The sequence below is a fragment of the Pseudomonas sp. BF-B-15 genome (assembly GCF_019946675.1).
Taxonomy (GTDB): Bacteria; Pseudomonadota; Gammaproteobacteria; order Pseudomonadales; family Pseudomonadaceae; genus Aquipseudomonas; species Aquipseudomonas migulae.
On the sequence record NZ_JAGYFZ010000006.1, the window covers coordinates 79,677 to 101,225 of the forward strand.

The 21,549-nt window shown below is 59.4% G+C and carries 18 protein-coding genes; 5 read left to right on the plus strand and 13 right to left on the minus strand.

Annotation, left to right across the window (positions count from 1 at the left end):
• Positions 1–26: 26 nt before the first annotated feature.
• From KGA97_RS03640 to KGA97_RS03655, 4 genes are all read right to left on the minus strand, one after another.
• Complete coding sequence (locus tag KGA97_RS03640) at positions 27–1,256, minus strand: nucleoside recognition domain-containing protein (protein WP_223480229.1); 1,230 nt, start codon at positions 1,254–1,256, stop codon at positions 27–29.
• Positions 1,257–1,479: 223 nt separating this feature from the next.
• Entirely contained in the window at positions 1,480–2,811 is a 1,332-nt protein-coding gene (gene gltP / locus KGA97_RS03645; RefSeq protein ID WP_008044718.1) for a glutamate/aspartate:proton symporter GltP, read from the minus strand.
• A gap of 833 nt (positions 2,812–3,644) precedes the next feature.
• Positions 3,645–3,809: a DUF1328 domain-containing protein gene (locus KGA97_RS03650; RefSeq protein ID WP_003177151.1), complete on the minus strand. Its 165-nt coding sequence runs from the start codon at positions 3,807–3,809 to the stop codon at positions 3,645–3,647.
• A gap of 81 nt (positions 3,810–3,890) precedes the next feature.
• Positions 3,891–4,178, minus strand: a complete 288-nt coding sequence (locus KGA97_RS03655) for a hypothetical protein (protein ID WP_008044713.1) — start codon at positions 4,176–4,178, stop codon at positions 3,891–3,893.
• 437 nt (positions 4,179–4,615) lie between these two features.
• Here KGA97_RS03655 and algB point away from each other — a divergent pair, with 437 nt between their 5' ends.
• The gene (gene algB, locus KGA97_RS03660) at positions 4,616–5,962 is read left to right on the plus strand and encodes a sigma-54-dependent response regulator transcription factor AlgB (protein ID WP_008044712.1); all 1,347 of its coding nucleotides are present in this window, start codon (positions 4,616–4,618) and stop codon (positions 5,960–5,962) included.
• A gap of 10 nt (positions 5,963–5,972) precedes the next feature.
• The gene (locus KGA97_RS03665) at positions 5,973–7,763 is read left to right on the plus strand and encodes an ATP-binding protein (protein WP_223480230.1); all 1,791 of its coding nucleotides are present in this window, start codon (positions 5,973–5,975) and stop codon (positions 7,761–7,763) included.
• A 7-nt stretch (positions 7,764–7,770) separates the two neighbouring features.
• Here KGA97_RS03665 and KGA97_RS03670 read toward each other — a convergent pair whose 3' ends face one another.
• The 7 genes from KGA97_RS03670 to KGA97_RS03700 form a co-directional block, all read right to left on the minus strand.
• Positions 7,771–9,384: an EAL domain-containing protein gene (locus KGA97_RS03670; RefSeq protein ID WP_008044710.1), complete on the minus strand. Its 1,614-nt coding sequence runs from the start codon at positions 9,382–9,384 to the stop codon at positions 7,771–7,773.
• A gap of 76 nt (positions 9,385–9,460) precedes the next feature.
• Positions 9,461–10,243, minus strand: coding sequence for an N-acetylmuramoyl-L-alanine amidase (locus KGA97_RS03675; RefSeq protein WP_223480231.1), 783 nt, complete (start codon positions 10,241–10,243; stop codon positions 9,461–9,463).
• Positions 10,244–10,345: 102 nt separating this feature from the next.
• Positions 10,346–12,409 (minus strand): GGDEF domain-containing protein, encoded by a 2,064-nt coding sequence (locus KGA97_RS03680; protein WP_223480232.1) that lies wholly within the window; start codon positions 12,407–12,409, stop codon positions 10,346–10,348.
• Entirely contained in the window at positions 12,406–13,284 is an 879-nt protein-coding gene (locus tag KGA97_RS03685) for an endonuclease/exonuclease/phosphatase family protein (protein WP_008027651.1), read from the minus strand. Before KGA97_RS03685 ends, KGA97_RS03680 begins: the two co-directional genes overlap by 4 nt.
• A gap of 14 nt (positions 13,285–13,298) precedes the next feature.
• Complete coding sequence (gene dsbA / locus KGA97_RS03690) at positions 13,299–13,940, minus strand: thiol:disulfide interchange protein DsbA (protein ID WP_008044707.1); 642 nt, start codon at positions 13,938–13,940, stop codon at positions 13,299–13,301.
• Positions 13,941–14,139: 199 nt separating this feature from the next.
• The gene (locus tag KGA97_RS03695; RefSeq protein ID WP_008044706.1) at positions 14,140–14,769 is read right to left on the minus strand and encodes a c-type cytochrome; all 630 of its coding nucleotides are present in this window, start codon (positions 14,767–14,769) and stop codon (positions 14,140–14,142) included.
• Positions 14,770–14,815: 46 nt separating this feature from the next.
• Positions 14,816–15,106 (minus strand): c-type cytochrome, encoded by a 291-nt coding sequence (locus KGA97_RS03700; protein WP_008027657.1) that lies wholly within the window; start codon positions 15,104–15,106, stop codon positions 14,816–14,818.
• 191 nt (positions 15,107–15,297) lie between these two features.
• On the opposite strand from KGA97_RS03700, the gene yihA reads away from it, so the two are divergent.
• A complete protein-coding gene (gene yihA, locus KGA97_RS03705; protein ID WP_008044703.1) occupies positions 15,298–15,942 on the plus strand; it encodes a ribosome biogenesis GTP-binding protein YihA/YsxC in 645 nt (214 codons plus the stop codon).
• A 378-nt stretch (positions 15,943–16,320) separates the two neighbouring features.
• On the opposite strand, the gene polA is transcribed toward yihA, so the two are convergent.
• On the minus strand, positions 16,321–19,092 hold the full coding sequence (polA, locus tag KGA97_RS03710) for a DNA polymerase I (protein WP_223480233.1): 2,772 nt from the start codon (positions 19,090–19,092) through the stop codon (positions 16,321–16,323).
• 74 nt (positions 19,093–19,166) lie between these two features.
• Between polA and KGA97_RS03715 the strand changes: the two genes are divergently transcribed.
• A complete protein-coding gene (locus KGA97_RS03715; protein ID WP_008027663.1) occupies positions 19,167–19,454 on the plus strand; it encodes a DUF2782 domain-containing protein in 288 nt (95 codons plus the stop codon).
• A 58-nt stretch (positions 19,455–19,512) separates the two neighbouring features.
• The gene (locus tag KGA97_RS03720) at positions 19,513–20,463 is read left to right on the plus strand and encodes a homoserine kinase (protein WP_223480234.1); all 951 of its coding nucleotides are present in this window, start codon (positions 19,513–19,515) and stop codon (positions 20,461–20,463) included.
• Between the two features lie 111 nt (positions 20,464–20,574).
• Here KGA97_RS03720 and KGA97_RS03725 read toward each other — a convergent pair whose 3' ends face one another.
• Positions 20,575–21,495 carry a zinc ABC transporter substrate-binding protein ZnuA gene (locus tag KGA97_RS03725; protein ID WP_008044699.1) on the minus strand — a complete coding sequence of 307 codons (921 nt, stop codon included), beginning with the start codon at positions 21,493–21,495 and terminating at the stop codon, positions 20,575–20,577.
• Positions 21,496–21,549 lie beyond the last annotated feature (54 nt).

Here is a 21,549-nt window from a genome sequence, read left to right on the forward strand (position 1 = left end):
CCGGTCTCACTCCCACAGGGGGGTGGTTAGCCGAAGAACCAGTAGCAGACGCCAATGGCGCCTAGCACCCCGGCCAGCTCCGCCAGCAACGCACACCCCACCGCATGCCGTGCCCGCTGAATCCCCACCGCGCCGAAGTACACGGCCAGCACATAGAACGTCGTCTCGGTACTGCCCTGAATCGTCGCCGCTACCAACGCAGGGAAGCTGTCTACCCCGGACGTCTTCATGGTTTCGATCAGCATCGCCCGTGCGGCGCTACCGGAGAACGGCTTGACCATCGCCGTCGGCAGCGCGTCGACGAAACGCGTATCCCAACCGGCCCATTCCACCAGGTGCCGAATACCGTCGAGGCCGAAATCCAGCGCACCGGACGCCCGTAGTACACCGACGGCACAGAGCATCGCCACCAGATACGGCAGCAGATTCTTCGCCACATCGAAGCCTTCTTTCGCGCCTTCGACGAAGGCCTCGTAGACCTTCACTTTGCGCAGCGCGCCGATCACCAGGAACAGCATGATTATCCCGAAGAGCGTCAGATTGCCGAGGATCGACGACAAACTGGCTAGTGCGGTGGCCGAGAGCGTTGCCAGCAACGCCATGAAACTACCAAGGATCAGGGCACCGGGAATCATATAGGCCAGCACCACCGGGTCCCAGACGCGCAGGCGTTGCATGAAGGCGACAGCCAGGAAACCGACGATGGTCGAGCAACTGGTGGCCAGCAGGATCGGCAGGAACACCAGCGTCGGATCCGGCGCGCCTTGCTGCGCGCGGTACATGAAGATCGTCACCGGCAACAGGGTCAGGGAGGAGGCGTTGAGCACCAGGAACAGGATTTGCGCGTTGCTGGCAATGGTGTTGCTGGGGTTGAGCTCTTGCAGCGCCTTCATGGCTTTAAGGCCGATCGGCGTAGCGGCGTTGTCCAGGCCCAGGCCGTTGGCGGCGAAGTTCAGGGTGATCAGGCCGATGGCGGGGTGACCGGCCGGCACTTCTGGCATCAGACGCAGGAACAACGGGCCCAGCGCTCTGGCCAGCCACTCGACGATCCCGGCCTTTTCGGCGATCCGCAGAAAACCGAGCCAGAGGGTGAGGGTGCCGAACAGCAGGACCATGACCTCGACCGACAACTTGGCCATGGCGAAAATGCTTTCCACCATCGCCGCGAAGATCCCGGCATTCCCGCCGATCAGCCACTGCGCCAGCGCCGACACGGCCGCCACAATGAAGAAGCCAAGCCAAAGGCCATTGAGCATCAGTAAATCCCCCGAAGAATGCGGCGAATGATAGCGGGGTAGCCAGAAACGACAAACCCCGGATTTCTCCGGGGTTCGTTTGTGCAATTGCGTCGTACACATAATGTACGTGCAACCGCGTCCTGTAGGAGCATGGCTTGCCAGCGAAGAACGATAACGCGGTTTAACTGAAATACCGCGGCGTCCCATTCGCGGGCAAGCCTCGCTCCTACAGGGATCTGCGTCAGTTGTTGGACACTTCGCCGACCGGCAGCTTTTCCTTGCTGCGCCAGTGCGGCAGGGAGTTCCAGTAGCGCTGGCCCTTGGCGTCGTCGTACATGCCTTCCCAACGGGCGATGACCAACACGGCCAGGGCATTGCCGATCACGTTCAGAGCCGTACGCGCCATGTCCATGATGCGGTCGACACCGGCGATGAACGCCAGGCCTTCCAGCGGGATGCCCACGCTGCCCAAGGTTGCCAGCAGCACCACGAAGGACACGCCCGGAACGCCGGCGATGCCTTTGGAGGTGACCATCAGGGTCAGTACCAGCAGCAATTGCTGGCTGATCGACAGGTCGATGCCATAGAGCTGGGCAATGAAGATTGCCGCGATGCTCTGATACAAGGTCGAACCGTCAAGGTTGAACGAGTAACCAGTCGGTACCACGAAACTGCAAATGGCTTTCGGTGCGCCGTAGGCTTCCATCTTCTCGATCACGCGTGGCAGCACGGTTTCGGAGGAGGCGGTGGAGTAGGCCAGCACCAGCTCATCCTTGAAGATGCGCATCAGCTTGATCACCGAGAAACCGAACAGGCGAGCGATCAGGCCCAGCACCACGAAGGCAAAGAAGGCGATGGCGACGTAAACCAGGATCACCAGTTTGGCCAGCGGCAGCAGGGACGCGAAGCCGAAGTTGGCTACGGTCACCGCGATCAGTGCGAATACGCCGATCGGGGCGTAGTTCATGATCATGTGGGTGACCTTGAACATGCTTTCCGACACGCCCTGGAACATCGTTACCAGCGGGTCGCGCAACTCGGGCTTCAGGCTCGACAAACCGAGACCGAACAGCACCGAGAAGAAGATGATCGGCAGCATTTCGCCGCGGGCCATGGCCGCGAAGATGTTGGATGGGATCAGGTTGAGGATGGTTTCGATGAACGCGTGTTCATGCTGTACCTCGGCGGCGGTCGCCTGGTACTTGGAAATATCCACGGTACCCAGGGTGCTCATGTCGATGCCGGCACCCGGGTGGAACAGGTTGGCGAGCAGCAGGCCAACGACGATGGCGATGGTGGTGACGACTTCGAAGTAGATGATCGTCTTGAGGCCGATGCTGCCGAGTTTCTTCGCGTCACCGACGCCCGCAATACCGACGATCAACGACGAGATCACGATCGGGATCACGATCATCTTGATCAGACGGATAAAGATATCGCCTGCTGGTTGCAGAACGTTGCTGATCCACCAAGCCTTTTCGGCACTGAAATGGTTGAGCAGCGCACCGATTGCAATCCCCAATACCAGACCGATTAGGATCTGCCAGGCGAGGCTAAGCTTTGCCTTCTTCATATCTTTACCCTTACTTGCGTTTGACTCAGGCAGATGCGGGAACTGGAACGCTTTTGGCGAAAAAGTCTTGTGCATCTGCCCCCGTATAAGGTGCCCCGGAGCGAGTATTTATGGCTCTCTGGCAGGCGAAAAAAGGCGCAACTATTCCGATGCAAGGATGCGACGTCTAATGCCGTAAACGCCTACCCTATGCCGAATCGGCATGAGGTTTTTTCACTGAAAGCGACGTCGCAAACGGTTCGAATATGACATTTCGGCAGGCATATGTGCCGTGAACCGGCCATCTCCGGGCAGGCTGGGTGTTTTTTGATCAGTGGTGCGGGAGGGGGATTTCAGAAAAATCCGACAATCAGAGGTGAGAAATCGCTGCAAAATAAGGCGGTTTTTTCTCGATGTACGGTCACGAAAGAAACACCGGGAAAAGTATTTTCCGGTGAATAGTCGTGCGAATGAGAGGTTGGAACAGCGAAACCGGATGGATCGCTCTATTTCAAAGCGTTGCGCGCAAGCTCTTCGCAAGCCCGTCGAGCCACGGAGGGACGACGAACTTGCGTCGCAGCTTTTTCCTGACCCGGCCCTTTCGCAGGTACTCCCTGTACCCGTAGGTCACTCCGCCCCTGAAACAGGCAGAACGTCCCGACCCCTTGGTCATGCGTCTACCTTCCTCAGGTAGCGCATTGGAGAGAAGCAATGTTGCTTCTTTCGTGTGACAAATTCGGTACCAGCCCGGATCTTTCTTCAGTTGTTTTCTTCGCCGTGCCTGGCCGCCATCGCGATGGCACTGCCGCCCGGGAGCAGGGCGGCTGCCAACGTTTTGGGTGAAACGCTCATCTTCAACCTCGACCGCGACGGCCAAAGAAGAACGAAGCAATGAACATCACCAGGAACACGACAAAGAGAATCTTGGCGATACCCGTGGCGGTGCCCGCGATACCACCGAAGCCCAGTACTGCAGCGATGATGGCAATGATCAAGAATGTGATTGCCCAGCTCAACATGGTGATTCTCCTTACGCTTCTATTTAGAGAGGCTACTTGTGGTGCGTTTCCCGGCGCCGCGAGCGCGCCAAGTTCGTGTGTCTAGAACACCCAACGCTCCTGACGTGTCAGCTCGTCCGCAGGCTGAGCCTGGTCGACATCCATCATTCGCGTCGGGGCGCTGTCAGCGAAGCTGCTGCTGACGGCACTGAAGTGGGTTTGAGTCGGATGCTGAATCGACACGCGTGGCGCTTCTTGCTGCTGGCTCTGCTCCCAACGCTGAAACTGCTGGCCGCCGATCAAGGTGATCAAAAGCGCCAGAACAGCAAACAGGCCTTGCTGGATATGCAGTGGCGAGATACGCAATTGGGCGGCACGTTGGCGATTCATCCTGAAGCTCCTCCCACTCTGTAGTGATCTTGTTATGGGCCTCGTTTCTGAATGCCCTGGTTAATCAGGTTGTTGCAGCCTGCATGCCAGCTTTTAACGACGATAAATATCAATAAAATCAGCTAGTTATGATTTTCATGAAAATCATGCCGGACGCATCCTGCACGATGGCTCTTCCACAGTCGTGCGTAATGCACGATGGATTTGTAGGAACTTTCATTTTTTTTGAATTGCGGGGAGGGCGCGGATGTCACAAGGAAAGATGGGGAATCAACTGAAAACCGGCTATCTGATAAAAAAACAACAAAATCAGGTGATTAACCGTAGGGTGAGGGGCGAGCTACCCTGCTGTAGCCGGAATCGACCAGAATCAACCATGCAACTTGCCCGATTATTCCGGGACTAAACCAAGATCATTCTTTAAGGAGCGTAGGAAAATGGAATCAGCCACTGAGCATCAAGGCCGCATTCTGCTGGTGGACGACGAATCCGCCATCCTGCGAACGTTCCGATACTGCCTCGAAGATGAAGGCTACAGCGTCGCCACTGCCACCAGCGCGGCGCAGGCCGATGCGCTGCTGCAACGCCAGGTGTTCGACCTGTGCTTCCTCGATTTGCGCCTCGGCGAGGACAATGGCCTCGACGTGTTGGCGCAGATGCGCATTCAGGCGCCGTGGATGCGCGTGGTGATTGTCACCGCACATTCGGCTGTGGACACCGCGGTGGATGCCATTCAGGCCGGCGCCGCTGATTATCTGGTCAAGCCGTGCAGCCCCGATCAATTGCGCCTTGCCACCGCCAAGCAACTGGAAGTGCGGCAACTGTCGGCCCGTCTGGAGGCGCTGGAAGGTGAAGTGCGCAAACCCAAGGACGGTCTGGATTCCCACAGCCCGGCGATGAAAGTGGTGCTTGAAACCGCCCGCCAGGTGGCCAGCACGGATGCCAACATCCTGATCCTCGGCGAGTCCGGTACCGGTAAGGGTGAACTGTCCCAGGCCATTCACGGCTGGAGCAAGCGTGCGAAAAAATCCTGCGTCACCATCAACTGCCCATCGCTGACCGCCGAACTGATGGAAAGCGAGTTGTTCGGTCACAGCCGTGGCGCGTTCACCGGCGCCAGTGAAAGCACGCTCGGACGAGTGAACCAGGCTGACGGCGGAACGCTGTTTCTCGACGAGATCGGCGATTTTCCCCTGACATTGCAGCCAAAATTGCTGCGCTTCATCCAGGACAAGGAATATGAACGCGTCGGCGATCCGGTCACCCGCCGCGCCGATGTGCGCATCCTCGCGGCCACCAACCTCAATCTTGAAGACATGGTCCGCGACGGCCGTTTCCGTGAAGATTTGCTCTATCGCCTGAACGTCATCACCCTGCACCTGCCGCCGCTGCGCGAACGGCGGGAAGATATTCTGAACCTGGCTGAGCGTTTTCTGGCCCGGTTCGTCAAGGAATACGCACGTCCCGCGCGGGTTTTCAGTGAAGAAGCCCGTGAAGCGCTGCTCAGCTATCGCTGGCCCGGGAACATCCGCGAGCTGCGCAACGTGGTCGAGCGGGCGAGCATTATTTGTCCACAGGAGCGGGTTGAAATCAGCCACTTGGGCATGGCCGAAACCCCGGTCAACAATGCGCCACGCATCGGCGCTGCGCTGAGCCTGGATGAACTGGAGAAGGCCCACATCGGCGCGGTCCTCGCCACCGCCGACACCCTGGATCAGGCCGCCAAGACGCTCGGCATCGACGCTTCGACGCTCTACCGCAAACGCAAGCAGTACAACTTGTGAGCCCTGCGCGATGAAACTGGCGATGAAGTTGCGTACTCGGCTTTTTCTGAGTATTTCCGCCTTGATCACCGTGGCGCTGCTGGGGCTTTTGCTCGGTCTGGTCAGCGTGATGCAGATGGCGGGAACCCAGGAAGCGCTGATTCGCAACAACTTCGTCACCCTGGATCTGGGTCTGAAGATGCGCCAGACCCTGGGCGATCAACTGATCCTCATGCTGGGCGAAAAATCGGATCCCGCGGCGTTTGAAACGTCCAGGCTGCATTATCTTCAGTTGGTGGATGAAGGCATCGCCCATGAGCAGAATCAAGAGGGCGGCCAACACGGTTTCAGGCAGGCCAAGGACGATTACCTGCGGTTTCTTCAGGCGCTGGACCAGGCACACGATCCGTCCCATGTACTGAGTGGCAACGAAGACCTCGCCGAAAAACTCAACGTGTTGCGCAACGGGCTGATTACCGAGCAAAAGCGAGCGCTGGATACCATCAATGAAACGCAACGTCAGGCGCGGGAACGAGCGCTGCTGATTGCCGGCCTGCTCGGTCTGGTCGGGCTGGCGGTGCTGATCATCGGTTTCGTCACCGCTCATGCGATCGCACGTCGTTTCGGCGAACCGATCGAGGCGTTGGCGCAGGCCGCCGATAACATCGGCCAAGGCAATTTCGAGGTAACCCTGCCGATTTCCTCGGCAGTGGAAATGAATCTGCTGACCAAGCGTTTCGGGATCATGGCCGAGGCTCTGCGTCAGCATCAGGCCACTAATATCGACGAATTGCTCGCCGGCCAGCAGCGTTTGCAGGCGGTGCTCGATAGCATTGATGACGGGCTGCTGATGATCGACCGCGACGGCCATCTGGAACACCTCAACCCGGTGGCGCAGCGCCAGTTGGGTTGGGACACCGATCGTCTTGGTCAGGGGCTGGGTGCCGCGCTCGAACGCCCCGAGCTGGATCAACAGCTGCAACTGGTGCTGCGTGGCGGCACGTTGGAGCGGGCGCCGGAGGACCTGAGTATCGAGGTCGATGGCGAGTCGCGGTTGCTCACGTACAGCCTGACGCCGGTCAGTCATACCCAGGCCCAGATTCTGGGCGCGGTCATGGTGTTGCATGACGTCACCGAGCAGCGTGCTTTCGAGCGAGTGCGCAGCGAGTTCGTGTTGCGTGCGTCTCATGAGCTGCGAACGCCGGTCACCGGGATGCACATGGCATTCGGCCTGTTTCGGGAGCGCACGCACTTTGCGCAGGACTCGCGAGAAGCGGACCTGCTGGACACCGTCAATGAAGAGATGCAGCGTTTGATGCAACTGATCAACGACTTGCTGAACTTCTCCCGCTACCAGAACGGTCTGCAGAAACTCTCGCTGGCGCCGTGTTCCATCGAGGAGCTGCTCGAGCGGGCCCGGTCGCGGTTCGCTGATACAGCGCAAGAGAAGGGCATCAACCTGCTGGTGGAGGTGCAAGGTCCGTTACCGTGGTTGCAGGCCGATCAACCGCAACTGGACCGTGTGCTCGACAACCTGATCGACAACGCCTTGCGCCATACCGGCCCTGACGGCCAGATACGCTTGCAGGCGCGGCGTCATGGGGAGCGGGTGATCATCAGCGTCGAGGACAATGGCGAGGGCATCGCCTACGGCCAGCAGGGGCGAATCTTCGAGCCTTTTGTGCAGGTCGGGCGCAAGAAGGGTGGCGCGGGGCTCGGCCTGGCGTTGTGCAAGGAAATCGTGCAGTTGCACGGTGGGCGGATGGGGGTTTATTCGCGGCCGGGGCAGGGCACGCAGTTCTACATGGCGTTGGCGGTTTAACGCGCGTTTACGCTTCGTCGTCCAGGCGTCGACCGGCCAGTCGCCGGCCCCGGGTAATCAGCTCGATGAACTGTACGGCGCTCAATGCATGGGCGAACAACCAGCCCTGACCGAACTTCACCCCTTCACTGCTCAAAAATGCGGCTTGGGCTTCATGTTCGATGCCTTCGGCAATCACCTTCAGGTGCAGCGACTGGGCCATGTGAATGATATGCGGCGCCACGCCACTGCTGGCGGCGTCATGCCCCAGCGCATCGATGAACGCCTTGTCGATTTTCAGGCAGTCCACCGGCAGGGTTTGCAGATAGGCGAGGCTGCAATAGCCGGTGCCAAAGTCATCGATCAACACCTGATGCCCGACATCGCGCAAGGCCTGCAGGTTTTCCCGGGCCACCACCACGTCAATCAATCCCCGCTCGGTCACCTCAAAGGCAATCTGCTTGGCCGCGACCCGGTGCAAGGTCAGCAGGCGCGCCATCACCTGACCGATTCGCGGCACCATGACATCGCACGCTGCGAGGTTGACCGAGATGTACAGCTGCGGATTGGCCCGCAACAACTGCCCCAATTGCTCCAGCAGGCGTTGCAGGACGAAGTCGGTCATCTGACGGATCTGCCCGGTGTTCTCCGCCATCGGAATGAACAGGTCGGGGCTGGTCAGGGTGCCATCCGGCCGGCGCCAGCGCAGCAAGGCTTCGGCTCCGACGCAGTTGCGGCTGTCGAGGTCGAAGATCGGTTGATACAACACCTGCAACTCGCCACGTCGTATCGCACCGGTCAATTCGGCGTCCAGCGACTGCCGCTGACGCACCAGCAGAAACACCATGAAGCCCACCAGTATTCCCAATGCCAGGCTGGCCGGCACCAGCCACCACCAGGCGGTGGGCACATTCACGGCGGTGCGCGGGGTGATCAGCACCAATTGGTATTCGGGGCTTTTGGTCGGCATGAGGTAAATCAAGCGAGTCGGGGTGACTTGCAAGGCTTCGCTGCTTTTCGGTGGCCAAGGCACGGTCGGTGGCCAGGCTTGCGGGGAGCCCAGCACCGGAATCGCGCGGGTGCCGTTGTCGAGTATCACCAAAAGACTGCTGCCCGGCGACAGGTCGACCATGTCGGTCAAATGTCCGCGAGAGGTCGCGACTCGGAAGTTGCCCCGTCCGAGCATGAGCGCGGCGCGGTTTTCATCAGGTTCGGTGGTGGTGTTCAGCCAATAACTGTAAGTGGGGTCTTGAATGTCCGGTGCTCGTGTCAGCGACAGTCCTTCCTGGCTCGGTCGGTTGGAGCAGATCTTCGAGGCATCCATATACGCGGCCTCGTAAACGAAGCGGTAATTGAAGGTGACCTGCTGCAAAGTGGCGATCATGTCTTTGTCGCAGGTTCGCAGCGGTTGGGCCTCCAGATCATCAAGGCCTTCGCGCAGTTGCCCGAACAACTGCTCCAGGCGCGAAAGAAATCGTTCGCCTTGCGCGTTCATTTCCAGACTTTCGTTTTGCTCAATCTGATGAATGGCCACGAACAGGCTGAGCGCCAATAGCAACACGCTGCTCAGGGCGGCCGCCAGCATCGCCAAAAACCATGGGCGATAGAACCAGCTACGAAGCGTCTCTCGAGCAGCAGGCATATGGGAATATCCGAAGAATTACCAATGAGTTATAGCTGCTGATTGGGAAAAAGCCCGCACCGTCGGGCGGGCGTCATTATTTTGTCTGATTCAACACCTGGAGAAGCGCAGCTGTCTGCGCATCCGGCATGCCGTCGAAGCGCGACGGCCGGAAATGCATTTGAAAGGCGCCGATCACGTGACGCGTCGCAACGTCCAGCTCGCCGGTTTGCGGCGTGGCGTAACCGAGGCGGGCCAACTGCGCCTGAAACCAGCTGACGCTCGGCAGTTTCGAGTCGAACTGCACTTGTTGCCGCGCCACGGCCTGCTCGTCTGGCCAAACACCAAGGCCTTCGGCGGCGAGGCGCTTCCAGGGGAAAAGCGGCCCCGGGTCCAGCTTGCGGAATGGCGCGATGTCGCTATGGCCGATAATGCTGTGAGGGTTGATGGCGTGACGTTTGCTGATGTCTTTTAGCAAGACGATCAAGGATTGGACCTGAGCTTCGCTGTAGGGATACCAGTAACGCCCTCCGGTCGGGAGTTCCTTGAATCCTGGGTTGACGATTTCAATGCCGATGGAGCTGGAATTCAACCAGGTCCGACCCTGCCACTCACTCTCTCCGGCGTGCCATGCCCGTTGGTTTTCGTCCATCAACTTATAGATAGTGGCGTTTGTGTCGTCGCCGATCAGGTAATGGCTGCTGACTTCGCCGTGGGTCAGCAGTTGCAACGAGCGTTCCAGCGATGCCGAGGTGTAATGCACCACCACGAATTGAACGCGGCTGTCGTGATTGGCCGAAGGATGGCTGGTATCGAACCGAGGTTCGCTGGCACAGCCGGCCAACAGGATAAGCGACACGAAGAGGGTGAGAAATTTCATGGTAGAGGCAGTACGCGCAAGACAGTAATGCAACAGTGTAACGTACTGCCTTGCGCGAGAATGGTCGGCGCGAGCTTTTAAACAAAATGGAACAATTGGCTGTCAGCCCAGTTCCACTCGGTTACGCCCGGCATGTTTTGCGCGATACAGCGCCTGATCGGCTCTTTTAAGCACCAGATCGCTGTGTTCGCCGGGTTTGAACGCTGTCAGTCCCATGGAAATGGTGATGGTCACCGGCTCGCTTTTGAAATGGAACGGGCAGGCTTCTACCGCCGCTCGCAAGCTTTCCAACAGCTTTGCGCCGACGGCCGGCACGGTACCGGGCATTAACAGGACAAATTCTTCTCCGCCAAAACGCGCGATGAAATCTATCCCGCGCAGGCGCTTGCGCAGCACCGTTGCGATGATTTTCAGCACTTTGTCGCCCGCCAGATGACCATAGTTATCGTTGATGCGTTTGAAATGGTCGAGGTCGAGCATGGCCAGCAGAAGGGTGTTGCCGTGCTGCTGCCACTGATGGATTTCGTGGTCGAGCCGCTCGCTCCAGGCCGCCCGGTTCGGCAGCCCGGTCAGCGGGTCGATCAAGGCTTTCTGGCGCTGCTCTTCGAGATGTTCGCGATAACCCTGAGCTTCCTGCTCCATGTGCGCCACCCGTTCGGCCAGGCCTTTCAGGCGGGCGGCCACTTCCTGTTCGCGTTCGTCGCGCTGCTTCTGGTGTTGGTCCATGGTGCCCAACAGGCCTTCGAGGTGGTTCTCCAGCACATGCTTGAGATCGTCCAGGTCGGCTGCTTCCTGCATGCTGCTCTGCAAGCCGTCGACTTGTTCGCGGATCTGCGTGTCCATTTGCCTTGCCGCAGATTGGTTGTCGGCATGGCCATCGCTGGCAGCTTGCAAGTTGCTCTGGAACGACTCGAGGCGTTCGTTGAGTTGCTGCAAATAAACTTCGAACTCGTGCTGTCCGCTGTTGTTGATCGCCAGCATCAAAGTTGCCAGATCGTCGAGGATCGGCAGTAGTTCGTACCAGTTCAAGCCGTTTTGCAGGCGATCACGCATCGCTTCGGCTTGTGGGCGATGACGTTCGGGGAGCGACAGGTCGTCGAGCAGGCCCAGTAGCGTGTCTTCGATGTGCTTGGCCACCGAGCTGTAGGACGGCTCGGGCGAGTCCGGAAGGGCGTAGAGAATATCGTGTTCAGGTTGTTCCGGATCGATGGCGGCCAGCGCCTGGGCCACGGCCGAGGGCAGGGGCAAGCTGTCGAGAGGCACCACCGGGGTGAGTTCGTCGGGATTGCCAAGCGGTTGAGCCTCGACAACCGGTGTCATCGCGGCGGGTGCGGGTTGTTCCGGTTGTTGAGCCTGCGGCTGGGCCGGTGTTTCCACCTCGGGCGCCGGCTGAGGCTCAACAACTGGCGGGACAAACGTCACGACGGCAGGCGGCGGGGCGTCTGTCGGCGTTTCGATCACCGGCGGCTCGGGTGCGGCCACGGGCGTGTCAGGCGCGGTTACTGGTGGCTCAGCGGCGACTGGCGCGGATTCGACGGCGACTCGCGGCGTCTCGGCAGGCAAAGCAGCAATGGCTTCTACAGGCGCTGGAGCGGACGCCTGGGCCTGCGGAGCCGCAGCTTCCGGAGTGGCTTCATCCGCTTCACGACTGCCGAACAGTCGTTGCAGCAAACCCGGACGACCGGGTTCTGTCGGGGTCTCCAGCTGATTCAAGGCTTTGCCTTGCAGGCCGCTCAGTTCGCTGAGCAGCAACGGGATCTCGCGTGCCTGGCTGACGCGCCCGTCCAGGGTTTTGGCAAAGTTCTTGAGTGGCCGGCTCACTTCCCGGGGCAACGGCAACGTTTGCAGTTGCGCAACCAGCGAGGTCAGCGCGGCACTGGTCTGATTGACTCGGGTTTCGCGACGCTGTTCGGAGTCGAGTACGGCTTTTTCCAGTCGCGGAAGCAGCGCCGCCAAGCCCGCATCCATGTCATTGGTGCGGATGACCTCGCGCATTTCTTTCATGCACTGGTCAACAGCGCGGTCAGTGCCCTCGGCCGCCAGCGTACTGCGCACCAACCCCCGACGCAGCAAGTCGAGCCGGGCGTCCCAGCGACGCTCGAGTTTTTCCTGTTGTTCGATGCTTTTGAGGTATTTCTCTTTCCAGCGCTGTGCTTCGTCGCTCATTCAGGGGTTCCGCGAGGGGCAGGACTCAACGCGGGGAATGCATCGGCCGTGAGCGAACCCGGCAGACGAATTTCTACCGCGACCGGCAGGTGATCGGAAATGGGTTGAGCCAGCACTTCGACCTTTTCCAGCGTCAGGGTCGGGCTCAGCAGAATGTGGTCCAGGCAGCGCTGCGGGCGCCAGCTGGGGAAGGTCGCTTCCAGTTGCGGCGCCAGCAGGCCGAGGTCGCGCAACGGGGAGTTTTGCAGCAGATCACTGGCATGAGTGTTCATGTCACCCATCAGCACCTGGTGTTTATAGCCGCCAATCAACTCGCGGATGTAAGCCAGTTGCATGCTGCGGGTGCGTGCGCCCAGCGCCAGATGCATCATGACCACCACCAGCGATTCCGGACCTTCGCCGAAGCGCACCAGGATCGCCCCGCGACCCTTGGGCCCCGGCAGCGGGTGATCTTCAATCGCCCACGGGCGCAGGCGGCTGAGCACGCCATTGCTGTGCTGGCCGAGACGACCAAGGTTGCGATTGAGTTGTTGATACCAGTAGGGGAAGGCGCCGAGTTGCGCCAGGTGTTCCACTTGATTGACGTAGCCGGATCGCAGGCTGCCGCCATCGGCTTCCTGCAGTGCAACCAGATCGAAGTCGCCCAGCAGATTGCCGATTTTTTGCAGATTGTCGGCACGCCCGGTGTGCGGCAACAGATGTTGCCAGCCCCGGGTCAGGTAGTGCCGATACCGCTCGGTACTGATACCCACCTGGATATTGAAGCTGAGCAAGCGCAGACGGCTGTCTGCGGGCAGGCCCGTCGATTCCAGGTGATGCTCGTTGACCTGCGGATCATGCAGGCCAACGACGCGTTCAGTACCCCAGCGGCGCATGGCAGGCCTCGCGCTTAGTGGGCAACAGCCTTGATAGTCGCTCGCTCTTGGTCAACCAGCTTGTCGGCCAGTTGCAGCGCTTGCTCGGCGCCGCCGGCAGAGCCCACGTCAAAGCGATACTTGCCGTTGACGATCATGGTTGGAACGCCGGAGATTTCATATTTCTTGGCCAGTTCTTTGGCTTTGTTGATTTGGCCTTTAATGGCGAAGGAATCGAAGGTCGCCAGGAACTTGTCCTTGTCTACGCCTTGAGTCGCCAGGAAGTCGGCCATTTCGTTTTTATCGGTCAGCTTTTTGTGTTCTTTCTGAATCGCGTTGAACACCGCTGCGTGAACCTTGCTCTCGACGCCCATGGCTTCCAGGGTCAGGAACATCTGGCCGTGTGCGTCCCACGGGCCGCCGAACATTGCAGGAATACGCACGAAATTCACGTCGGACGGCAGCTTCTCGACCCAGGGATTGATCACTGGCTCGAACGCGTAGCAATGCGGGCAGCCGTACCAGAACAGCTCCACCACTTCGATCTTGCCAGGCACCGCAACCGGAACCGGATTGCTCAGTTCGACATAAGGGGCGGCGGGGGCTTCGGCGGCTTGGGCAGTCATGCCGAACAGGCTGGCAGCGACGAGTGCGGCGCTGATGATCAGATTACGCATGCTTTACTCCTGGACAATTTGGGTCGCCTCGCGCGACCTGTTTTCAGACAGGTCATGGCGGGCTTGAGTTCTGTAGTGTAACGGCAGCAGGCACAAAAAAGGGTGGCCTGAGCCACCCTTTTTATACTTGCTGCGACGGATTAATAGAGCGTTAACGTTGCAGGAGATGTACATCCCGCGCGGCGCCCGCTTCGCCGTCTTAGTGCAGGCCTTGAATGTAGCTGGACACCGCTGCGATGTCTTCGTCGCTCAGCTTTTTGGCAATGGTCTGCATGGTTTTGGTGTCGCCGTCGTTGTTGCGACCGCCTTCTTCCTTGCGGAAATCGGTCAGTTGCTTGGCGACGTATTGAGCGTGCTGGCCACCCAGGTGCGGGAAACCGGCGGCGGCATTGCCCGCGCCATTTGGCGAGTGGCAACCGGTGCAGGATGGAAGGCCCTTGGCCAGGTCGCCACCACGGAACAGTGCTTCACCGCGAGCCACGACTTTCGGGTCGGCGGCGCCAACGCTGCCTTTCTGACTGGCGAAGTAGGCGGAGATATCAGCCAGGTCCTGATCGCTCAGGTTGGTCAGCAGGCCGGTCATTTCCAGAACGGTGCGCTTGCCCGACTTGATGTCGTGCAATTGCTTGGTCAGGTAGCGTTCACCTTGTCCCGCCAGTTTTGGAAAGTTTGGCGCCATGCTGTTGCCATCCGGGCCGTGGCAGGCGCCACATACGGCGGCTTTGGCCTGACCGGCTTTTGCATCACCCGGTTGTACTGCCTCACCTGCAGCATGGGCCATGCCGGAGATGCCCACGGTCAACAGCAGACTCACGATCAATTTGTTCATCAGCTAATCCAACTACGGCTAAGGGTTAAAGAGTTATGGACCGGGATCACTCGCTCATCCACTGGATGATGACTTGGTAATCCTCGGCACTGCAGTCCATGCACAAACCACGCGGCGGCATCGCCTTGAAACCCTGGGTCACGTGTTGCACCAGCGTCTCCATACCTTTCGCCAACCTCGGCGTCCAAGCTTCCTGATCGCCCTTTTTGGGCGCCATGGGTAGTTGGCCGGAATGACAGGCACCACAAACACGGTTGTACACAGCTTCCGGATCCTGTGTAGCCTGAGCGCTGTAAAGCGGTATCAAGACACCGGCAGCTAGCAGCCATTTCGTCATAAAACGACCTTTTCAGGGTTGAGAGCGTTCTGCGTTCTAATGCGCAATCAAGGTCAATCGCTCTCGTGAACTTCATCCTACGCTGGGACAAAGCGCACACAAAATCTGCGGCATTATATACTGGCGTCACTGAAACGGAAACGACACCGCTTGCCGCGTCCATTCCCGGCGCCGCCCACATCGGAAATCCCATGCAACTCAAGAACCCCATCCTCGGCCTGTGCCAACAGTCCACCTTCATGCTCAGCGCTGCCAAAGTCGATCAATGTCCCGACGACGAAGGCTTCGAAGTGGCCTTCGCCGGGCGTTCCAACGCCGGTAAATCCAGCGCTTTGAACACCCTGACGCATGCCAGCCTGGCGCGGACCTCGAAAACCCCGGGTCGCACGCAACTCTTGAACTTCTTCAAGCTAGACGATGATCGGCGTCTGGTCGACCTGCCGGGGTACGGTTACGCGAAAGTACCTATCCCGTTGAAGCTGCACTGGCAGCGTCACCTGGAAGCTTATCTGGGTGGTCGCGAGAGTTTGAAAGGTCTGATTCTGATGATGGACATCCGTCATCCAATGACCGACTTCGACCTGCTAATGCTCGATTGGGCCGTGGCCAGCGGCATGCCGATGCACATTCTGCTGACCAAAGCGGACAAATTGACCTACGGCGCAGCGAAGAACGTCCTGCTCAAGGTGCAGTCGGATATCCGCAAAGGCTGGGGCGATGCGATCACCATTCAGCTGTTCTCGGCGCCAAAACGCCTCGGTCTGGAAGAGGCCTACACAGTACTGGCAGGCTGGATGGAGCTGGCGGACAAGGGCGCTGAACCCGTCGAGCAATAAATCGCAGGCAAAAAAAACCCCGGACTTCTTATGGGGAGGGGGAAGTTCCGGGGTTCAAGTTCCGGACCGCTAGGGCGGGGTCCAGATTATCTGCCAACACTTAACACAACATAGGAGCATCGAAGGGCTTCACCAGCCATTCAGTAACTCTGAGTGGCGCTTCACAGGTTTAGTTCCGGTGTTTCCAAAACCATTTGAAATAAGCCGGCTCGCTATCAGAAATAAGCGCTCTTCGTCCCTTCTGCCGCGGCACTATGCCGCAGCGAAATACCCTGTAGGAGCGAGCCTGCTCGCGATGGTCGTTAACGATAACGCGTTCATCCTGAATGAACGCGTTGCTTGTCAGTTCATCGCGAGCAGGCTCGCTCCTACAGTAGATCAGTGAGCCTCATCCCAGTTATTTCCTACGCCCACCTCGACCAGAAGCGGTACATCCAGCTTCGCAGCGTCGCTCATGTGCACGCGAATTTCCTCGCGAACCTGATCGACCAGGTCTTCACGCACCTCAAGCACCAATTCATCGTGCACCTGCAGGATGACTTTGGCGTCGAGGCCTGACGACGTCAGCCAGTTATCCACAGCCACCATGGCTTTCTTGATGATGTCTGCCGCAGTGCCTTGCATCGGTGCGTTGATCGCGGTGCGTTCGGCGCCTTTGCGCAGGGCAGGGTTTTTCGCGTTGATTTCCGGCAGGTACAGACGACGACCGAAAATGGTCTCGACAAAACCTTGCTCGGCCGCCTGGGCGCGGGTGCGCTCCATGTATTCCAGGACGCCTGGGTAGCGGGCGAAATAGCGGTCGATGTACGCCTGGGACTGTTTGCGGTCCACGCCGATCTGCTTGGCCAGGCCAAACGCGCTCATGCCGTAGATCAAACCGAAGTTGATGGCTTTGGCGCTACGACGCTGATCAGTGGTGACCTCTGCCAACTCGACGCCGAACACTTCGGCGGCCGTGGCTTTGTGCACGTCCAGGTCATTGCGGAAGGCGTGCAGCAAACCTTCGTCCTTGGCCAGGTGAGCCATGATGCGCAGTTCGATTTGCGAGTAGTCGGCGGCCAGCAGCTTGTAGCCTTTAGGCGCCACGAACGCCTGACGGATCCGCCGACCTTCGGCGGTGCGGATCGGAATGTTCTGCAGGTTCGGATCGCTGGACGACAAACGCCCGGTCGCCGCGACAGCCTGATGATAAGACGTGTGAATCCGCCCGGTGCGCGGGTTGATTTGCTCCGGCAGGCGGTCGGTGTAGGTGCTTTTCAGTTTGCTCATCGAGCGGTACTGCATCAGCACTTTGGGCAGCGGGTAATCCTGCTCGGCCAGTTCCGCCAGCACCGCTTCGGCAGTGGAGGCCTGACCCTTGGCGGTTTTGCTGAGGATCGGCAAGCCGAGTTTTTCGTACAGGATCACGCCCAATTGCTTCGGCGAACCGAGGTTGAATTCCTCGCCGGCGATGGCAAATGCCTCACGCTCCAGCGCGACCATCTTCTCGCCCAGCTCCACGCTCTGGATGCCCAGCAGGTTGGCGTCGACCAGCGCGCCCTGACGCTCGATCCGTGCGAGCACCGGCACCAGCGGCATTTCGATGTCGCTCAGGACTTTGCTCAGGCTCGGAATCGCGTTGAGCTTTTCCTGCAGGGTTTGATGCAGGCGCAGCGTCACGTCGGCGTCTTCGGCGGCGTACGGTCCGGCCAGTTCCAGGGAGATCTGGTCAAAGGTCAGCTGCTTGGCGCCTTTGCCGGCGATGTCCTGGAAGCTGGTGGTGGTGTGATTCAGGTACTTGAGCGCCAGGCTGTCCATGTCGTGGCGGGTCGCGGTCGAGTCCAGTACGTAGGATTCGAGCATGGTGTCGAAGGCGATGCCTTGCACGGTGATGCCGCAGCTCTGATCGCCACCGATGGCGCAGTTGGCCAGGATGTTCATGTCGAACTTGGCGTGCTGGCCGACCTTGAGTTTTTTCGGGTCTTCCAGGATCGGTTTCAGTGCGCGCAGCACGGTGTCGCGATCCAGTTGATCCGGTACGCCCATGTAGGAATGGGTCAGTGGAATGTAGGCCGCTTCGTTGGCCTGTACGGCGAACGACAGGCCGACCAGTTGCGCCTGCTGCGCATCGATGCCGGTGGTTTCGGTATCGAAGGCGATCAGCTTGGCGTCGTTGAGCTTCTTCAGCCACAGGTCGAAATCGGCCTGGGTGAGGATCGTGGTGTATTTGAGCTCGCTCTCGACGGCGGCTTCCTCAGCCACCGGTGCGGTGACTTCCTGGCCGGAGCGCTTGGCGTCGCGCTGGTTTTCTTCAAACCAGCTTTTGAACTCGAGCAGGGTGTAGAGCTCGGCGAGCTTGTCGTGATCCGGCTTGCCCATTTGCAGGTCATCAAGGCCGATGTCCAGCGGCACGTCGATCTTGATCGTCGCCAGTTGATAGGAGAGGAAGGCCATCTCCTTGTGCTCTTCGAGCTTGGCCGGCAGGGTTTTCGCACCGCGAATCGGCAGGGTCGGGACGATGTCGAGCTGTGCATACAGCTCGGTCAGGCCGCCGTTTACGCCTACGAGCAGGCCGGAAGCGGTTTTCGGACCAATGCCCGGAACGCCCGGAATGTTGTCGGAAGAATCGCCCATCAGTGCCAGATAATCGATGATCTGCTCGGGAGCGACGCCGAATTTCTCCTTCACGCCCTCCACGTCCATGCTGCTACCGGTCATGGTGTTGACCAAGGTAATGTGGCCGTCGACCAGTTGCGCCATGTCCTTGTCGCCGGTGGAGATGATCACCGGGCGGGCGGCCGCCGCGCTGCTGCGGGCCAGGGTGCCGATCACGTCATCGGCCTCGACGCCTTCGACGCACAGCAGCGGGAAGCCCAGCGCGATCACGCTTTGGTGCAGCGGCTCGATCTGTACGCGCATGTCGTCGGGCATGCTCGGGCGATTGGCCTTGTATTCGGCGTACATGTCATCGCGAAACGTCCCACCCTTGGCGTCGAACACCACGGCGAACGGACTGTCCGGGTACTGCTTGCGCAGACTCTTGAGCATGTTCAGCACGCCTTTGACCGCTCCGGTCGGCAGACCTTTGGAAGTGGTCAGCGGCGGCAGGGCGTGAAAGGCGCGGTACAGGTAAGAAGAACCGTCCACCAGGACGAGGGGGGCTTGGCTCATGAGCAGGATCAACCTTTTCGGCGGGTCCGGCGCTAGAATAGCGGGACCGTTGACGACAAAGGGACAAGGTTATCATGCGCACACTAAATCGCCTGTTGCTGGCTGGCTTGTTTGCAATTGCACCATTGGCCGTGATGGCGGCGGATGACGCACCTTCGCCAGACCCGGATGTCACGATCCGCACGGAAGGGGATAAAACCATTCAGGAATATCGGCAAAATGGTTTTCTGTATGCCATCAAGGTCACGCCTAAAGGTGGCAAACCTTATTTCCTGGTGCGTGCGGATGGCTCGGAAGGTAACTTCATTCGCTCGGACTACCCGGATATGCTGATCCCGGCGTGGGAAATATTTAAGTGGTAAGTCGTCCTTAATTTTAATCGGTGCCGCCATTTGCGGCGCCCGTACTGGCAGTTAAAACATGTCTGTGTTCACCCCGCTGGCTCGGCCTGAGCTGGAAACCTTTCTCGCCCCTTACGGGCTCGGCCGCCTGCTTGATTTTCAGGGGATTGCTGCCGGTAGCGAAAACACCAACTTCTTTATCAGCCTGGAGCAGGGCGAATTTGTCCTGACCCTGGTCGAGCGCGGTCCGGTTCAGGAGATGCCGTTCTTCATCGAGCTGCTGGACGTGCTGCATGAAGCCAACCTGCCGGTGCCTTATGCCTTGCGCACCACCGATGGCGTCGCCCTGCGCGAACTGGCCGGCAAGCCTGCGCTGCTGCAACCGCGTCTGGCGGGCAAGCACATCAAGGAAGCCAATGCGCAACATTGCGCTCAGGTGGGCGAGTTGCTCGGCCATCTGCACCTGGCGACCCAGGCCAACATGATCAAGCGCAAAACCGATCGCGGCCTGGACTGGATGCTGGAAGAGGGCACGCAACTGCTGTCGCACCTGAATGCCGAGCAGAGTGATCTGCTGCAACGGGCGCTGGATGAAATCACACAGCAAAAAGAGAAAATTCTGGCGTTGCCACGGGCCAACATCCACGCGGACCTGTTCCGCGATAACGCGATGTTCGAAGGCACGCACCTGACCGGGTTGATCGACTTCTACAACGCGTGCTCGGGGCCGATGCTCTACGACGTGGCGATTGCCTTGAATGACTGGTGTTCGGATGACGACGGTCTGATTGACGGACCGCGGGCGCGGGCGTTGCTGGGGGCGTATGCGGCATTGCGACCGTTCACTGCTGCCGAGGCGGAGTTGTGGCCGACCACGCTGCGCGTGGCGTGTGTGCGATTCTGGCTGTCGCGGTTGATTGCCGCGGAGTCTTTCGCCGGGCAGGACGTGTTGATTCACGATCCGATGGAGTTTCAGTTGCGGTTGGCGCAGCGGCAGAAGGTCAACACCCCGCTACCTTTCGCCCTCTAAAAGCTTCGCGGGCAAGTCGGATCGCCGCACCGCTCGCTCCTACAAGTTGGCGTCGTACACAAAATTGTAGGAGCGAGGCTTGCCCGCGAATGGGGCGCCGCAATTCTGGAATTACAACGACTCCAGACACCCCGCCAAATCATTCCCCAACTTCTCCAGCACCTGCTCATACCCCTGAGCAGTCGCCGGCGTGTACCCGCCCAGCGCATCCAGCTCCGCCAGTTTTACCGGCAAGCCCGCCACCAGTGTTTCCGCCAGTCGCGGCCGCAACGGCGGCTCGCTGAACACACAGGTCTTGCCCACTTCCTGCAACCGCGTGCGCATTGCCGACACGTGCTGGGCACCCGGCTGGACTTCGGCGGCGACGCTGAATACGCCCGCGTGCTTCAGGCCGTAAGCCTCTTCGAAGTAGTCGAACGCTTCATGGAACACAAAGTACGGTTTGCCCGCGATGCCCGCCAGTCGTGCCTTCAAGCGCAGGTCCAGCGCGTCGAGACGTTCATCGAACGCCTTCAGATTGCTCTGATAGCGCGCTGCGTTGGCCGGATCGGCAGCGCTCAAATCAGCGGCCATTTTCGTCGCGATCACGCGAGCGTTGATCGGCGATAACCACAAATGCGCATCCAGGCTGCCCGGACGGTGATCGTGATCATGCTCGTCGGCTTCTTCAGCGTGGGAGTGACTGTCTTCGGCGAAACGACGCAATTTCAACCCCGGCAGATCCTGCACGGCAACGCTCGGCAGCGTACGACCGTTCAGCACGCGAGGCAGGAAACCTTCCATGTCCGGTCCGATCCAGTAAACCAGGTCCACCGATTGCACCTTCCGTACGTCGGACGGGCGCAACGCATAGTTATGCGGCGAGGCTCCCGGCGGCAGCAGCACTTCCGGAATCGCCACACCGTCCTGCACCGCAGCGGCAATCAACTGCAGCGGCTTGATGCTGGTGAGGACTTTGACTTCGGCCTGGGCAGAACTGATCAACAGAAAACTGGCGACAAATGCGACAAAGATAGAAAAAAGTCGGGACACGATGACCACTCAAAGAGGCGAGAACGGGTAACATAATAACGTCTCTCACAAAAC

What these genes read in the sequence shown, in the direction of transcription:
- KGA97_RS03715 (WP_008027663.1), top strand. Translation starts at nt 19,167, where the DNA reads ATGCGCACACTAAATCGCCTGTTGCTGGCTGGCTTGTTTGCAATTGCA.
- KGA97_RS03670 (WP_008044710.1), bottom strand. Translation starts at nt 9,384, where the DNA reads ATGCCTGCTGCTCGAGAGACGCTTCGTAGCTGGTTCTATCGCCCATGG.
- KGA97_RS03665 (WP_223480230.1), top strand. Translation starts at nt 5,973, where the DNA reads ATGAAACTGGCGATGAAGTTGCGTACTCGGCTTTTTCTGAGTATTTCC.
- KGA97_RS03700 (WP_008027657.1), bottom strand. Translation starts at nt 15,106, where the DNA reads ATGACGAAATGGCTGCTAGCTGCCGGTGTCTTGATACCGCTTTACAGC.
- KGA97_RS03685 (WP_008027651.1), bottom strand. Translation starts at nt 13,284, where the DNA reads ATGCGCCGCTGGGGTACTGAACGCGTCGTTGGCCTGCATGATCCGCAG.
- polA (WP_223480233.1), bottom strand. Translation starts at nt 19,092, where the DNA reads ATGAGCCAAGCCCCCCTCGTCCTGGTGGACGGTTCTTCTTACCTGTAC.
- KGA97_RS03680 (WP_223480232.1), bottom strand. Translation starts at nt 12,409, where the DNA reads ATGAGCGACGAAGCACAGCGCTGGAAAGAGAAATACCTCAAAAGCATC.
- KGA97_RS03640 (WP_223480229.1), bottom strand. Translation starts at nt 1,256, where the DNA reads ATGCTCAATGGCCTTTGGCTTGGCTTCTTCATTGTGGCGGCCGTGTCG.
- KGA97_RS03655 (WP_008044713.1), bottom strand. Translation starts at nt 4,178, where the DNA reads ATGAATCGCCAACGTGCCGCCCAATTGCGTATCTCGCCACTGCATATC.
- gltP (WP_008044718.1), bottom strand. Translation starts at nt 2,811, where the DNA reads ATGAAGAAGGCAAAGCTTAGCCTCGCCTGGCAGATCCTAATCGGTCTG.
- algB (WP_008044712.1), top strand. Translation starts at nt 4,616, where the DNA reads ATGGAATCAGCCACTGAGCATCAAGGCCGCATTCTGCTGGTGGACGAC.
- dsbA (WP_008044707.1), bottom strand. Translation starts at nt 13,940, where the DNA reads ATGCGTAATCTGATCATCAGCGCCGCACTCGTCGCTGCCAGCCTGTTC.
- KGA97_RS03720 (WP_223480234.1), top strand. Translation starts at nt 19,513, where the DNA reads ATGTCTGTGTTCACCCCGCTGGCTCGGCCTGAGCTGGAAACCTTTCTC.
- yihA (WP_008044703.1), top strand. Translation starts at nt 15,298, where the DNA reads ATGCAACTCAAGAACCCCATCCTCGGCCTGTGCCAACAGTCCACCTTC.
- KGA97_RS03675 (WP_223480231.1), bottom strand. Translation starts at nt 10,243, where the DNA reads ATGAAATTTCTCACCCTCTTCGTGTCGCTTATCCTGTTGGCCGGCTGT.
- KGA97_RS03695 (WP_008044706.1), bottom strand. Translation starts at nt 14,769, where the DNA reads ATGAACAAATTGATCGTGAGTCTGCTGTTGACCGTGGGCATCTCCGGC.
- KGA97_RS03650 (WP_003177151.1), bottom strand. Translation starts at nt 3,809, where the DNA reads ATGTTGAGCTGGGCAATCACATTCTTGATCATTGCCATCATCGCTGCA.